Genomic DNA, 13,454 nt, shown 5'->3' on the forward strand with positions numbered 1-13,454 from the left:
ATCCAATCTCGGCGCCGATGGAGAAAGCCGGCGCTGCGTTTGGCAGCCTGCCGGCAAATAACGTTCGTGGCCGCTTATCCGCGCCGGTCCAGCCTGGCGACCAGCCGGTCGCCGACCCACTGGATGCCGCAAACGAGGATGATCAGCACAATGACCACGGCGACCATGACGCTGGTCTCAAAACGCTGGTAGCCGTAGCGGATGGCGAGGTCGCCAAGCCCGCCGGCACCGATGGCGCCGGCCATGGCCGAGGCGCCGATCAGCGTTACCAGCGTCACCGTGAAACCAGCAACGATGCCGGGCAAAGCTTCGGGCACCAGCACCTCGCGGATGATCGTCCAGCGGTTGCCGCCCATGGCGCGCGCCGCCTCGATCAGGCCGCGATCGACCTCGCGCAGCGACACTTCGGCGATGCGGGCATAGTAGGGCGTCGCCGCAATCGACAACGGCACGATCGCCGCCCAGGTGCCGATCGAGGTGCCGACGATCAGCCGCGTCACCGGGATCAGCGCCACCAGAAGGATGATGAAAGGCACCGAGCGGAAGCCGTTGATGACGGCGCCGAGCGCGCGGTTCACCCACAGGCTTTCGGCAATGCCGCCGCGCTCGGTGGCAATCAATGCCAGGCCGAGCGGCAGCCCGAAGACGAGCGAGATGAGGCCCGATGCCGCCGTCATCAGGACCGTCTCCCAGATCGAGCGCAGCAGAAGTTCAAACAGAACCGGCGACATGGCCAAGCACCTCCACCCGTGCGTCGCGGGCCTTCAGGAATGCGATTACTTTCGACAGATGTTTCGGATCGTTGCCCGCGACCGCAAGGAACAGCGTGCCGACCGGCTGCTGCTGGACATGGTCGATGCCACCATGGACGAGGCGGAACGGCCCCGGCACCGCCACCGCAAGATCGGACAGCAGCGGACCGCGCGCGGCCTCACCTGCGACGTCGACCCTGAGGATGAGCTCGGCGCCGCCTCCGGGAGCAAGCCGGCCGGCAATCTCGGCCGGCAGTTGCGGGCGGATGCCGCCGAGCAGGCTCCTGGTGATTTCGGAACGCGGCTCGGCAAAGACCGACCACACCGGGCCTTGCTCGACGATGCGCCCGGCATCGATCACCGCGACGCGGTCGGCGATCGAGCGGATCACCTCCATCTCGTGGGTGATGAGCAGGATGGTCAGGCCGAGCTGCCGGTTGATGTCTTTCAGCAAGGCCAGGATGGAGCGCGTCGTCTCCGGATCGAGCGCTGAGGTCGCCTCGTCGGACAGCAGCAGCGCTGGCCGCGCGGCCAGCGCCCTGGCGATGCCGACGCGCTGCTTCTGGCCGCCCGACAGCGAGGACGGATAGGCCTTCGCCTTCTCCGACAGGCCGACGAGGTGGAGCAATTCGGCGGCGCGCGCCAGCCGTTCGGCCTTTGGGCGGCCCTCGATCTTCAGCGGCAGCGCGACATTGTCCTCCACGGTCTTGGCCGACAGCAGATTGAAGTGCTGGAAGATCATGCCGATGCGACGCCGCAGCGGCTGCAATTCACGCTCGCCGAGCCGGCCGATCTCGCGGCCCTCGATGAAGACGTCGCCGGAGTCCGGCCGCTCCAGCCCGTTGAGGCAGCGGATCAGCGTCGACTTGCCGGCTCCGCTGCGGCCGATGATGCCGAGGATCTCGCCCTTCTTCACCGTCAGCGAGACGCCGTCGAGCGCAGGCGTCGCGCCAAAGCGGCGCTTGAGGTCGACGAGGCGTACGACATCTTCTTGCCCGGCCGATATATTGACCGGACCGGATGCCTCGGCCGTGACGTGCTGGTTCATCTCACTGTCCGTTTCAACGCTCGACAAATGCGACAGCGGCCCGCTCAACAGCGGGCCGCCTGCTCCTGACAACCAGGCGCCAATCAATAGGCGCTGATCCCGGTGCCCTTGTAGACCTTGTCGAACTCGGCCTTGACCGCCTCGTTCTGGTAGGACGCGACCAGCGTCTTCACCCACGCCTCGTTCTCGTTGCCGGATTTCACGGCGATGAAGTTGCGGTAGGGGTTGTCGGCCACTGGCTCCTGGGCGATGCGGTTGTCCGGGCCGAGACCGCTCTTCAGCGCCCAGTCGGTGTTGACGACAGCCGCGTCGAGATCCTCGACCGAGCGGCCGACAATGCCGGCGTCCAGTTCCTTGATGACGACCTTCTTAGGGTTCTCGGCAATGTCGGCGGTGGTCGCCAGGACGCCGGTGCCGTCCTTCAGCTTGATCACGCCTTCGTTCTCCAGAACGCGCAACGCGCGGCCCTCATTCGAGGGGTCGTTGGGCAAGCCGATGACGGCGCCTTCGGGCAGGTCGGCAACCTTGGTGTATTTCTTGGAGTAGAGGCCGATCGGCCAGACGCCGGTGTAGCCGACGCGCACGATGTGGTACCCTTGGGTCTTGATCTGGTTGTCGAGATAGGGCTGGTGCTGGAAGGCGTTGGCGTCGATCTCGCCGCGCTCGAGCGCCTCGTTGGGCTGGGTGTAGTCGTTGAACACCACGGTCTCGACGGTCAGGCCTTTTTCGGCGGCCTGGGCGACGACGACGCGCCAGACATCCTCATCCTCGCCGCTGATGATGCCGACCTTGATAGACTTCTTGTCCTCGGCGAAGGACGGCGTCGGCTGAGCCAGACCGGCAAGCGTGACGGCCGAGGCAAAAAGTGCCGCAAGGGCAGCTCGCCGGCTGATGGCTGAAAAAAGAAGAGAGCTGGAAGCGTTTCCGCGTTCGGACATTGTCGATCCCTCGTAATCCTGAAGTCATTGCGGCGAGGTGGAATACCAAGCCTTGACGACATCATCGGCAATGCTGCTTGCCGGATCAAAGAACCGCATTTCTTCTCAAACACGAAGCCGGGAATATTCTCTCAAAGATTTCGCAATTGCGAGAACGGTCACGCCGGACCGGTCAGAATGTCTCGACAAAGGGCCGCAGCTCGACCTCGAAGCTCCAGGCGCTGCGATGCTGGCGATGGGTCGCGAGATAGGTCTGCGCGATCGCATCGGGCGACAGCTGGCTGTCCGGTCGCTCGGGCTTCGTCCCGACCGGCTCGATCTGGCCGTCGATAATGAAATGGGCGACATGGATGTTCTTCGGGAAGAGTTCGCGCGCCATCGACTGAGCCAGACCGCGCAGGCCGAATTTCGGCATGGCAAAGCCGGCGGAGTTGGGAAAGCCCTTGATGCTGGCGGAGGCGCCGGTGAAAAGAATCGAACCGGAGCCGCGCGCAAGCAGCCGCCGCGCCGCTTGCTGGCCGACCAGGAAGCCGCCATAGGCGCCGACAAGCAAGGCTTGTTTGACCGCATCGGGATCGACCTCGGCGATCGGGCCGCGCGTGCGGCCGCTGGCATTGAAGACGGCAAGGGCCAGCGGGCCTTGCTTGTCGGCGGCGTCAAACAGGCCGGCGACGGAGGCCGGATCGGCGACGTCGGTTTCGACGGCCAGCGCGCCGGTTTCCCCGACCAGCGCCGCGAGTTTGGCCGTGTTGCGGGCGGCCAGCACCACACGATAGCCTTCCGTGGTGAGAAGGCGTGCCAAAGAGGCGCTCAGGCCCGCACCCGCGCCGGCGATCACTGCGACTTCGGATGCCATGTCGTTTCTCCTTGGCGATGACGTGTTCGTCTCATAGCTGGCGTCTTGAGCGGCGAGACGCAAGAACGGCGTTGCTCGATTTTCGCTGTTCGGTGAAAAACTCTGCCGGCAGGTTCGGAGCAATCGACCGCGGCCAGGGTCTTGCCTGGCGAGACAATCCGTCCGACAGGTGATTGCGTTGGAATCGCAAACGGTGTCGCAAGGGAGTCGACCGTGGAACCAATCTGGGCCGTCGGCCTGATGACCGGCACCGTGCTTGACGGCAATATCGACGTGGCGCTGATCAAGACCGATGGCGAGCGGATCGCCGATTTCGGCACCTATACGCTGGCCCCCTACCCCGCAGCGATCCGTGCCTTGCTGGAGGAGACGCTGCGTCAGGCCCGGGTGTGGAATTTCGACGGGCCGGAGCCGGCGATCTTTGCCGAAGCCGAGGAGGCGCTGACGCGGGCGCAGTCGGCGGCGGTGAAGGACCTTGTCGAAAGCTACGGCCTAACCATAGGCGATATCGGCGTGGTCGGTTTTCACGGCCAAACCGTGCTGCATCGTGCCCCGCAACCCGGGCGGCGCGGCGATACGCGCCAGTTGGGCGATGGCGCGCTGATGCATTCCATTTTGGGCGCCAAGGTCGCCTATGATTTCCGCTCGGACGATGTGCGCGCTGGCGGCCAGGGCGCACCACTGGCGGCTGCCTACCACGCGGCGCTTTTGAGGGAAGCCGACGCCAGCGGGGACACCGCTGTGCTCAATCTCGGCGGTGTCGGCAACGTCACTTGGTGGGACGGCAAGGACAACATCGTCGCCTTCGACACTGGCCCGGCCAACGCGCCGCTCAACGATTTCATCAAGGCAAACGGCCTCGGCGAGATGGACCGCGACGGCGCACTGGGCGCGGCCGGCACCGTCGATGAAGTGCGGCTGGCCAAATTGCTCCAGCATCCGTATCTGACCAAGCCCTATCCGAAATCGCTCGACCGTTTCGACTTCGGCGCCGCCATGGCCGACGGCCTCAGCGCAGAGGATGGGGCGGCGACGCTGACGGCCTTCACCGTCTCGGCCGTCGGCAAGGCGCTCGATTTGTTGCCGCGCCGGCCGAAGCGCCTAGCGGTCAGTGGCGGCGGCCGCCGCAACCCGACGATGATGGCGATGCTGGCGAGGCGCGCCAACGTCGAGGTGGTGCAGGCCGAGACACTGGGCTGGAAAGGCGATGCGGTGGAGGCCGAATGCTTTGCCTTCCTAGCCGTGCGCGTGCTGCGCGGCCTGCCGATCAGCTTTCCCAGCACCACCGGCGTGCCGCGGCCGATGCAAGGCGGGCGGCTGGCAGGTTAGAGCTTCTTCTGCAGGAAGATGCGGCTGCGGCCGATGGGAAAGTCAGGCAGCTCGCCGAAACGCCGGTAGCCTTGCCGCTCATAGACTTTGGCCGCTGTCGGATTGAACGTGTCGATCCAGGCGGTCTGGCAGCCCCGGGCGACTGCTTCGCGCTCGGCAGCGTCCAGCATGTCGCCGGCCATATGCTGGCCGCGCAGGCGTTCGTCGACCCACAGCCATTGCACATAGAGCCAGCCCCAGGCGGTGTATCCCGAAATGCCGGCGACGACAGCGCCGTGCTCGTCACGAACGAAGACCGCGATCGGCTTGCGGCCGGAGGGGCCGACATCGCCGTCATTGAACGCCGTCAGCCGCTCGGCCAGGAAGGCGAGGTCGTCTGACGAGGGGTCGGCAGTGGTTTCAAGCGTCGTCTTCATCCGGGCGGGGCTCGCATGGCAAGCCAAGCTCTAGCGAAGGACGGGATGAGGACGCAAGCTTTACGGCTTGATGGGCGGAGGCGACCGCCATGACCCCGCTGCTGCCGCAACCAGCATCAGCACGGCGGCGACGATCGCGCAGATGGCAAAGCCGAACGATGAATAAAGCGGCCCGAAGCTGGTGGTGCCGATGAAGACGGCGAGGTAGGTGACCGAACTGTTCAGGCCCATGATGGTGCCACGGCGCGACGGATCGAGCGCGGTAAGGCGCATCACCAGCACGTTCAGGCCGAAATGATTGGCAAGGCCCCATATGGCGATCATAGCCAGGATCAGCACGAAATTGCTGCTTGCGAGCGCGATGGCGACATAGACGACGGCGACCAGCAGATAGGCGAAGGGCATGACGCGCCGCGCGCCGATGCGGTCGATGACGCCGTCGAGGAAGGCCGCGGCGCCGAAGCCGGCGCCATAGGCGAGCGCGGCCAGCGCATTGGCGCTGACGGGCTCGCCCAGATCCTGGTGCAGATGATCGCCGAGATAGCCGTAGACGCCGTAAAAAGCGGTCATGAAGGCGGTGCAGGCGATGAGCAGCGGCACGATCCCCGGAATGGCCAGCGCAACGAACGGCGACGGCGCCGGGCCGCCCTTCCTGACGTCGCTGAGCGAGGTCATCGACAAGGCAGCAAGCGCAATGGCGGAAAGCACCGCGACGGCGGCGAAGACGGCGCGCCAGTGCACGAGATCGGCAAGCACGGCCGACAGCGACACGCCGGCCACCATGGAGACCGTCCAGCCGGTCAGCACGACGCCGATCGTGCCGCTTTCACGGCCGGGCGGCGCAATTGCCGCTGCACTGGTATAGATGGCCGGCATGGCGACGCCCGCGGCGATGCCGGCGACGGCCTGGGCCGCGACCAGCATGATCACCGTCGGCGCCAGCGCGCTGGCGAGAAGGCCGACCGCCAGCAACAGCAGAGCGCCCTGCAGCATGCGGCGGGCGCCGACGCCGTCGATATAGCGGGCGAGGAACAAAGCGCTGGCGGAAGTGCCGAGACCGAAGGCAGCCGACGCGGCCATCACCGCCGGCACGCTGGTGCCGAAGGATGCGGCGACTGCCGGAGCAATTGGACCCAGGACCAGCGAGTTCGAGCCGATGACGGCGATGCAGCCGGTCAGGAGGTAGGCCAGCGCCGGAATCGGCTGATGGAGCGTTGCAGCTTGATGCGCGTTCGTCATCGGGTCATAATGGCCGAACTGAATTCCGCGACAACAAGGAATTTCGATATGGACGAAGAAACAGATGGGGTTCTGCAGAACAAGGTAGCTCCCCGCGAGCTCGACGCAATCGACCGAAAAATATTAGGCGTGCTGGTCGAGGATGCGACGATCAGCTACGCCGAACTTGGCGAACGCGTCTGCCTTTCGCCGCCTGCGGCGCATGAGCGGGTCAAGCGCCTGCGGCGCAGCGGCGCCATCCGCGGCACCGCTGTGATCATCGACCCGAAGGCGGTGAAGAAGCCGCTGCTCACCTTCGTGCATATCGATACCAAGGGCTGGGGCAAGACACCGGAGCTGATGGCCGTCTCCCAATATCCTGAGGTCGAGGAAATCCATTCGGTGGCCGGCGACACCTGCATGCTTCTCAAGGTCCGCACCGAGGACACCAGGGCGCTCGAAGGCCTGCTGGCGCGTCTCTACGAAACGCCCGGCGTCACCTCGACGCGAAGCTATGTCGTGCTGTCGACCTATCTCGAGCGCCCTGTGCAGCCCGAGATCACGGCGCAATGGCCGACGCCCCGGCATATGGCCACGCCGTTGTACTGATCTGCGCTATCTTCGTCTTGCCGGGGCCACAACAATCCTTCACAAACGGCACCCTATATTGATGCCAGGCATTGATTTGGGGTGACGAGAGGCGCGGCTTGGAATTCGAACTGAAAACCATCGAGGCGCTGGCCCCCGATCAGGCGTCGCTAAGCGCTGCCTCGAAGCTCACCAAGCGCTCGAACTGGCCGCGGCTGGAGAAGAACGAGCAGCAGGCGCTGATCTGGGGCGAATGCCAGGGCTCGGGATCCAACCCCTATCGCACCGTCGTCGACACCGGCGACCACGGCTACAAATGCACCTGCCCGTCGCGAAAATTTCCCTGCAAGCACACGCTGGCGCTGATGTGGATCGCCGCCACGGCGCCGGCCAGCTTCACATCAGCCGAAACAACGCCGGAATGGGTCAATGACTGGCTTGGCCGGCGCAGGAAGAGTGCGCCCCCGCCGGTCGACGCAAAGTCTGGCAGGGGCGCGTCTGGCAAGAGCATTGGCGAGGCCTCGCAGGCAGAGGAAAGCACCGTCGATGACGCCGCCGCGACGGAGCGCCGCGAGACGGCGCAGCGCAAGCGGGCGGAAGATACGCGCACCGCGGTGGCAGGCGCGCTGGACGAACTCGACCAGTGGATTGCCGACCAGCTGCGGCTCGGCCTTTCCGCCTTTGCCGACGCCAGCAGCGAGCGCTGCCGCCGCATTGCCGCCAGGCTGGTCGACATGAAAGCAACGGCGCTTGCGGGACGCATCGACGAAATCCCGGCCCGGCTAATGGCGCTGCGCAGCGAGGAACGGCCGGACGCGGCGATCCGCGAACTCGGCAAGCTGGTGCTGCTGGCCAAAGCCTGGCGCTCGGCGCCCGACGATCCCGAGCTGAAGCGACTGGTGTCGGCGTCCGAAACCCGCGACCAGGTTCTGTCCAGTCCCGACGCGAAGCAGGTCGACAGCCATTGGGAGGTCGTAGGCGAGAAGATCGAGACCCGCCGCGACGGTCTCGTCAGCCATTCGACCTGGCTGCTCGATCTGAAAAGCCCGACGCCGCAGTTTGCACTGCTACTCGATTTCTTTCCGGCTTCGGCCGGCCGCCGCTCGGCGGCGTTCACGCCCGGTGACCGGTTCCACGCCCGCCTGGTATTCTACCCGTCGCGCCAGCCACTGCGGGCCTTGGTGGCGGAGCGCAAGGGCGATGTCGTGTCGGGCGCCTGGCCGGATTTCGGCCTCGGCATTGTCAAGGATCCGCTGGCGGCGCATGCGGCGCACCAGGACGCAGCACCCTGGTCGACCGATAGCCCGCTGATGCTGCCTGCCGGCGCGATCCTGCTCGATGAGCGCGGCACCGCCTGGTGGCAAGCGGCGCACGACCCGCAAGGGATCGCCCTGCCTGTCGCCGGAACCGTCGATCAAACCGTGCTCGGTCTCGACCTTTCGGCAACGGCAGCCCTGTGGAACGGCGCGCGGCTCGATCTGCTCGCCGCGCAAAGCGGCTTCGGGAGGCTCGATCTGTCATGAACGAGCTCGAGCAAACCGGCCTGGCGACGATGCGCGACTGCTGGATCACCGGCGGAACTGCGTTCGATCTGGCGCCAGCCGCGTGGAAGGAAATCGCCGGCGGCGCAAGCCCGGACGAACGGGAGCGGCTGTTGCTGGCCATCGCCGCGCAGGCGCTCGATGTGGGCTTAAGGCCAGCCGCGCCGAAGTCGCTGAAGCGGCGCCCGCCGCTGCCGAGGCTTGGCCTGCCGCTGCTGCCGGAGCGGTTGCGGCCGCTGTTGCGGGCTGCCTTGAAGAACACCGCCGATGCGCGGCGCAAGGCGCGCGTGGCGACGCTCGTCGCCGGCCGTGGCTACGTGCTGCATCCGATGGACTGGATGCCGTCGGCATCAGACCAGAACAGCCCTGACATCTATGCGCCGTGGATCGACTGGCAGGCCAGCGTCGAGGGGCTGAAGATTGCGCCGCAGGAGCAACTGACGGTGCAGAACTGGGATGACTTTTACCCCGCCGCGCGCCGTATCGCGTTGACCGAGATGCGCCGTCGCGATCCGGCCACGGCCCGCAGCCTGATGGAAGCGAAGGCGCCCGGCGAGCCGGCGGAAGTCCGGCTGGCACTGATCGAACTCATGCATTTCGGCCTGACGCCTGAGGACGCGCCGTTCCTGAAAAGCCTGGCCACTGACCGCTCCGGCAAGGTGCAGGAACTGGCGAGCCGGCTGCTGGCGAGGTTGGGCGAGCACGGTCGTGTTGGTGGCGGTGCCGACGATCCCGTTGCCGAACTTGCCGCCTTCATCGCAGAAGGCAAATCCGGCTTTATCCGCCGCCGCACCACCTACACCCCGGCAAAACTCAAATCCCCGGCGCAGGAAAAGCGCCGCGCCGAACTGTTCGAGACCTGCAATCTGGTCGACCTTGCTTCCCGATTTGGGGTCAGCGAACCCGATTTCATTGCAGCCTGGCAGTTCGGTGCCGACAACAATGCCGACATCCAGATCTCACGAATGGTCGCCGCGTCGGGCAGCGACGCTGCAGTAACGCAGATGGCCGACACGCTGATCGCCGAGGGTGGCAAGCCGGCACTGTTCGTGCTGCACCTGACACCGCGCCTGGATAGCCGCAGGAAGCGTGTCCTGGTCAGATTGATCCTGAAAGATACGCCGCAGTATGTTAGCACGCTCACCCTTGCCGAGGGCTTCGAAGCCAACTGGCTGGATTGGCCCGACCTGACGAACGGCCAGAGCTTGGCGGTGTTGCGTTCGGCTGTCGCCGGCAATGATGAAGCGATGAAGCGAACCGTCGACGACCTGTTGGAAACTTTGGGCTTTCTGGCCACTGCGGCGACAGCGGAAAAATTGATCGAGCATGTCGTTGCGGCTGGCATGCCGCCGGCGGCAGCCTCGCTCGCTTTCCTGCGCCTCAACGCGGCCCTGACGGGAACCAACACATGACAATCCGGAGAACAGCACCATGAACGCAGCCATCCGCCTCCCTGTCGAGCAGGCCTATGCCGCTGAACTGCAGGCGCTGGCGCGCAATGACGAACGCCAGAAGCCGGCCGGATGGAGCCTGTCGCCGAAGGCCGTGCTGACCTATCTGCTCGGCGGCAAGGCAAGCGACGGCACCGTGATATCGCCGAAATATGTTGGCCGCCGCCGGCTGATGGAAACCGCGGTGGCGACACTCGCTACCGACCGCGCGCTGCTGTTGCTCGGCGTTCCCGGCACCGCCAAGTCCTGGGTGTCGGAACATCTCGCCGCCGCCATCATGGGCAACTCGACGCTAATCGTGCAGTGCACGGCCGGCACCGACGAGAACCAGGTCCGCTACGGCTGGAACTATGCGCAGCTTTTGGCCAAAGGGCCGAGCCAGGAGGCGCTGGTGCCGACGCCGCTCTACCGCGCCATGGAGAGCGGCAAGCTATGCCGCCTGGAAGAGTTGACGCGCATGGGCTCCGATGTACAGGATACGCTGATCACCGTGCTGTCGGAAAAGATGATGCCGATCCCGGAACTCAACACGTCGCTCTATGCCCAGCGCGGCTTCAACATCATCGCCACCGCAAACAACCGCGACAAGGGCGTCAACGAGCTGTCCTCGGCGCTGAAACGCCGCTTCAATGTGGTGGTGCTGCCGCTGCCCGAGGACATGGCGGAAGAGGTGGCGATCGTCTCCAAGCGGGTCGACGAGATGGCCGGCGGGCTCGACCTGCCGGTGCCGAAAAATGTCGGCGAGGAGATCGCTCGCGTGTTGACCATTTTCCGCGAGCTGCGCTCGGGCGCAACCGCCGACGGCAAGGTGACGCTAAAGACGCCTTCGGGTTCGCTCTCGACCGCCGAGGCGATCGCCACCATGGTCGGCGGCCTCAGCCAGGCGGCGTGGTTCGACAGCGGCAAGCTCGGCGCCGAAGGCCTCGCCGCCAGCCTTGTCGGTGCCATCGTCAAGGACCCGGTGCAGGACAAGGTGGTGCTGGAGGAATATCTCGAAACGGTGCTCAAGAAGCGGCCGGACTATGCCGGCTATTACGCGGCGCTGAACGCAGCGATCTGAGGTCATGAGCGACGTCGCCTATTTCGGCATCCGCCATCACGGGCCGGGCTCCGCCGACAGCCTGGTGCAGGCGCTGCGGGACTTGCAGCCGGTCGCGGTGCTGATCGAAGGGCCGAGCGACGCGTCCGCCCTGCTGCCATTGCTGGCGCGCCCGCAGATGCAGCCGCCGGTGGCGCTGCTCTGCTACCCCGAGGACGATCCGGCCGCGACAAGTTTCTGGCCGTTCGCCGAGTTCTCGCCGGAATACCAGGCGGCGGTGTGGGCGGTGGAGAACAAGGCGGCATTGCGGTTCATCGACCTGCCGTCATCGGCACGGTTCGCGGCACCGGCAACCGACGACACCGACAAAACGGCTGACGCCGACAAGCCCGAACCCAAGGACGAAACCGGTGAGGATGGCGAGCCCGCATCGCATCGCGACCCGATCGGCACGCTGGCTGCGGCCGCCGGCTATGAAGATGGCGAAAGCTGGTGGGCCGACATTATCGAGCAGAATCCGCAGCCGGGTCCAATCTTCGCTGCCATCACCGATGCGATGACGACGCTGCGCGACGGCGAAGGTGCGATCGCGCCGTTCGAGGCCAAGCGTGAAGCGCATATGCGATTGGAAATCGCCGCCGCGCGCAAGGAATTCGCCGGACCGATCGCCGTCGTCTGCGGCGCATGGCATGTGCCGGCCCTGCAGGCCGCGCACACGCAGAAGAACGACCAGGCGCTGATCAAGGGAATTGCCCGGCGCAAAAGCATCATGACATGGGCGCCATGGACCGGGCCGCGTCTTGCGCTGGGCTATGGTTATGGCGCTGGCGTCGTCGCGCCCGGCTGGTGCAAACATCTGTGGCTCACACGAGGGCGGCGCGACGCCGCGACGCTGTGGCTGGCGACGATCGCGGCGGTGCTGCGGGCGAAGGGCCATCTGGTGTCGACCGCGTCGCTGATCGAGGCCGAGCGGCTTGCGCGCACACTGGCTGCCATTCGCGAGCGGCCGAAGCCCGGCTTCGAGGAATTGCGCGATGCCGCGATCGCGGCGCTGTTCAACGGCGAAGCGGTGCTGTGGGCGCTGGTCGAGGCCGAGCTGCTTTTGGGCGCGGATGTCGGCGAGATTCCGCCCGACACGCCGCTGGCGCCGCTGATCGAGGACCTGCAGCGCAACCAGAAGGCGGCGCGGCTGAAGCCGGAGGCGCTGGAACGCGAGCTGTCGGTCGATCTGCGCAGCGAAAGCGGACTGTTTCGTTCGACATTGCTGCACCGGCTGAACGTGCTTGGCGTGCAATGGGGCAGGCTGGCCGACGCCGGCCGCAGCCGCGGCACCTTTCGCGAAAAATGGACGCTGGCCTGGGAGCCGGAATATGCCGTGCGCCTGGTCGAGAACCTGATCTACGGCCCGACTATCGAAAAGGCCGCCAATGGCCGCCTGATCCAGATGCTCGGTGCGGCCGCGAGCCTCGACACGCTTGCCGCCCTTGTCCAGAGCGCCATTACCGCGGATCTGTCGGAGGCCGCGAGCGCCGGCCTTGTAGCGTTGGAGGCGCGCGCAGCGCACAGCAGCGAATGCCTGGAGATGCTGGCCTCGGTGCCGCCGCTTGCCGACATCATCCGTTACGGCGAGGCGCGCAAGACCGAAACTAACCGGCTGTCCGGTTTGTTGGAACGGTTGATCGTCGAAGGCGCGATCGCGCTGCCCTATGCGGTGCGCGACCTGGACGAGCAGGCCGCCACCACGCTGGTCGGTGCTGTGCGCAAGGCCGACACGGCCATCCGGCTGGTCGAGCCCGGCGAAGGCGTGCTCGATGCATGGCGCAACGGCCTGACCGGCGTGCTGGAAGGTCCGGGCTCGACGGCGCTGCTCGCCGGCTGCGCCGCGCATCTGCTCTATGAAGCCGGCCAACTGTCGGCAGAGGACGCCGCCGGGCTGCTCGGACGCAGGCTGTCGCCGGGGACGCCGGTCGCCCAGGCAGCGGGGTTCTTCGAAGGTTTCTTCAGCACTGCCGGCCAGCGGCTGATCTACGACGAGGGCCTGCGCGGCGCCGTCGATGGGTGGCTGAAATCGCTCGACGAGGACGCTTTCATCGCGCATCTGCCATTGCTGCGCCGCGTCTTCTCCAATCTGGACTCGATGGAGCGGCGGCGGTTGATCGAGGCCGTGCTCGGCCGCACCGCAAGGTTGCCGGCCGGCCTGACGCCGGCGCCGGATGGCGGCGAGGGCTGGCGCCGTCACCTGGAGCGGCTTGGGCCATTGCTGGCGGGCGGAGTGTGA

Annotated in this window: 12 protein-coding genes; 6 read left to right on the forward strand and 6 right to left on the reverse strand. The window is 66.1% G+C overall.

Annotated features, from left to right (window positions below; genetic code table 11):
• Nucleotides 1-74: 74 nt before the first annotated feature.
• The 4 genes from NL532_RS27110 to NL532_RS27125 form a co-directional block, all read right to left on the reverse strand.
• A complete protein-coding gene (locus tag NL532_RS27110) occupies nucleotides 75-731 on the reverse strand; it encodes a methionine ABC transporter permease (protein WP_023668578.1) in 657 nt (218 codons plus the stop codon).
• Nucleotides 712-1,800 carry a methionine ABC transporter ATP-binding protein gene (locus tag NL532_RS27115; protein WP_023704825.1) on the reverse strand — a complete coding sequence of 363 codons (1,089 nt, stop codon included), beginning with the start codon at nucleotides 1,798-1,800 and terminating at the stop codon, nucleotides 712-714. The genes NL532_RS27110 and NL532_RS27115 overlap by 20 nt, the downstream gene beginning before the upstream one ends.
• An 83-nt stretch (nucleotides 1,801-1,883) precedes the next feature.
• Entirely contained in the window at nucleotides 1,884-2,738 is an 855-nt protein-coding gene (locus tag NL532_RS27120; RefSeq protein ID WP_023828003.1) for a MetQ/NlpA family lipoprotein, read from the reverse strand.
• A 172-nt stretch (nucleotides 2,739-2,910) separates the two neighbouring features.
• Nucleotides 2,911-3,594 carry an SDR family NAD(P)-dependent oxidoreductase gene (locus NL532_RS27125; RefSeq protein ID WP_023668581.1) on the reverse strand — a complete coding sequence of 228 codons (684 nt, stop codon included), beginning with the start codon at nucleotides 3,592-3,594 and terminating at the stop codon, nucleotides 2,911-2,913.
• A 213-nt stretch (nucleotides 3,595-3,807) separates the two neighbouring features.
• Between NL532_RS27125 and NL532_RS27130 the strand changes: the two genes are divergently transcribed.
• Nucleotides 3,808-4,923, forward strand: coding sequence for an anhydro-N-acetylmuramic acid kinase (locus NL532_RS27130; protein WP_023709179.1), 1,116 nt, complete (start codon nucleotides 3,808-3,810; stop codon nucleotides 4,921-4,923).
• Here the strand turns inward: NL532_RS27130 and NL532_RS27135 are convergent.
• Both NL532_RS27135 and NL532_RS27140 read right to left on the reverse strand, forming a co-directional pair.
• A complete protein-coding gene (locus tag NL532_RS27135) occupies nucleotides 4,920-5,339 on the reverse strand; it encodes a GNAT family N-acetyltransferase (RefSeq protein ID WP_023692175.1) in 420 nt (139 codons plus the stop codon). The genes NL532_RS27130 and NL532_RS27135 overlap by 4 nt on opposite strands.
• 60 nt (nucleotides 5,340-5,399) lie before the next feature.
• Nucleotides 5,400-6,578: an MFS transporter gene (locus NL532_RS27140; protein WP_023751854.1), complete on the reverse strand. Its 1,179-nt coding sequence runs from the start codon at nucleotides 6,576-6,578 to the stop codon at nucleotides 5,400-5,402.
• Nucleotides 6,579-6,626: 48 nt separating this feature from the next.
• Between NL532_RS27140 and NL532_RS27145 the strand changes: the two genes are divergently transcribed.
• From NL532_RS27145 to NL532_RS27165, 5 genes are all read left to right on the forward strand, one after another.
• Nucleotides 6,627-7,166: an Lrp/AsnC family transcriptional regulator gene (locus NL532_RS27145; protein WP_023687041.1), complete on the forward strand. Its 540-nt coding sequence runs from the start codon at nucleotides 6,627-6,629 to the stop codon at nucleotides 7,164-7,166.
• Nucleotides 7,167-7,264: 98 nt separating this feature from the next.
• Nucleotides 7,265-8,668 (forward strand): SWIM zinc finger family protein, encoded by a 1,404-nt coding sequence (locus NL532_RS27150; RefSeq protein WP_023828002.1) that lies wholly within the window; start codon nucleotides 7,265-7,267, stop codon nucleotides 8,666-8,668.
• Entirely contained in the window at nucleotides 8,665-10,098 is a 1,434-nt protein-coding gene (locus NL532_RS27155; RefSeq protein WP_023804368.1) for a DUF5691 domain-containing protein, read from the forward strand. Before NL532_RS27150 ends, NL532_RS27155 begins: the two co-directional genes overlap by 4 nt.
• A gap of 19 nt (nucleotides 10,099-10,117) precedes the next feature.
• Nucleotides 10,118-11,197: an ATP-binding protein gene (locus NL532_RS27160; RefSeq protein ID WP_023687038.1), complete on the forward strand. Its 1,080-nt coding sequence runs from the start codon at nucleotides 10,118-10,120 to the stop codon at nucleotides 11,195-11,197.
• A gap of 4 nt (nucleotides 11,198-11,201) precedes the next feature.
• Complete coding sequence (locus NL532_RS27165) at nucleotides 11,202-13,454, forward strand: DUF5682 family protein (protein ID WP_023708142.1); 2,253 nt, start codon at nucleotides 11,202-11,204, stop codon at nucleotides 13,452-13,454.

Source organism: Mesorhizobium sp. C120A (assembly GCF_030323105.1).
Classification (GTDB): Bacteria; Pseudomonadota; Alphaproteobacteria; order Rhizobiales; family Rhizobiaceae; genus Mesorhizobium.

What these genes read in the sequence shown, in the direction of transcription:
- NL532_RS27110 (WP_023668578.1), bottom strand. Translation starts at nt 731, where the DNA reads ATGTCGCCGGTTCTGTTTGAACTTCTGCTGCGCTCGATCTGGGAGACG.
- NL532_RS27115 (WP_023704825.1), bottom strand. Translation starts at nt 1,800, where the DNA reads ATGAACCAGCACGTCACGGCCGAGGCATCCGGTCCGGTCAATATATCG.
- NL532_RS27120 (WP_023828003.1), bottom strand. Translation starts at nt 2,738, where the DNA reads ATGTCCGAACGCGGAAACGCTTCCAGCTCTCTTCTTTTTTCAGCCATC.
- NL532_RS27125 (WP_023668581.1), bottom strand. Translation starts at nt 3,594, where the DNA reads ATGGCATCCGAAGTCGCAGTGATCGCCGGCGCGGGTGCGGGCCTGAGC.
- NL532_RS27135 (WP_023692175.1), bottom strand. Translation starts at nt 5,339, where the DNA reads ATGAAGACGACGCTTGAAACCACTGCCGACCCCTCGTCAGACGACCTC.
- NL532_RS27140 (WP_023751854.1), bottom strand. Translation starts at nt 6,578, where the DNA reads ATGACGAACGCGCATCAAGCTGCAACGCTCCATCAGCCGATTCCGGCG.
- NL532_RS27145 (WP_023687041.1), top strand. Translation starts at nt 6,627, where the DNA reads ATGGACGAAGAAACAGATGGGGTTCTGCAGAACAAGGTAGCTCCCCGC.
- NL532_RS27155 (WP_023804368.1), top strand. Translation starts at nt 8,665, where the DNA reads ATGAACGAGCTCGAGCAAACCGGCCTGGCGACGATGCGCGACTGCTGG.
- NL532_RS27160 (WP_023687038.1), top strand. Translation starts at nt 10,118, where the DNA reads ATGAACGCAGCCATCCGCCTCCCTGTCGAGCAGGCCTATGCCGCTGAA.
- NL532_RS27165 (WP_023708142.1), top strand. Translation starts at nt 11,202, where the DNA reads ATGAGCGACGTCGCCTATTTCGGCATCCGCCATCACGGGCCGGGCTCC.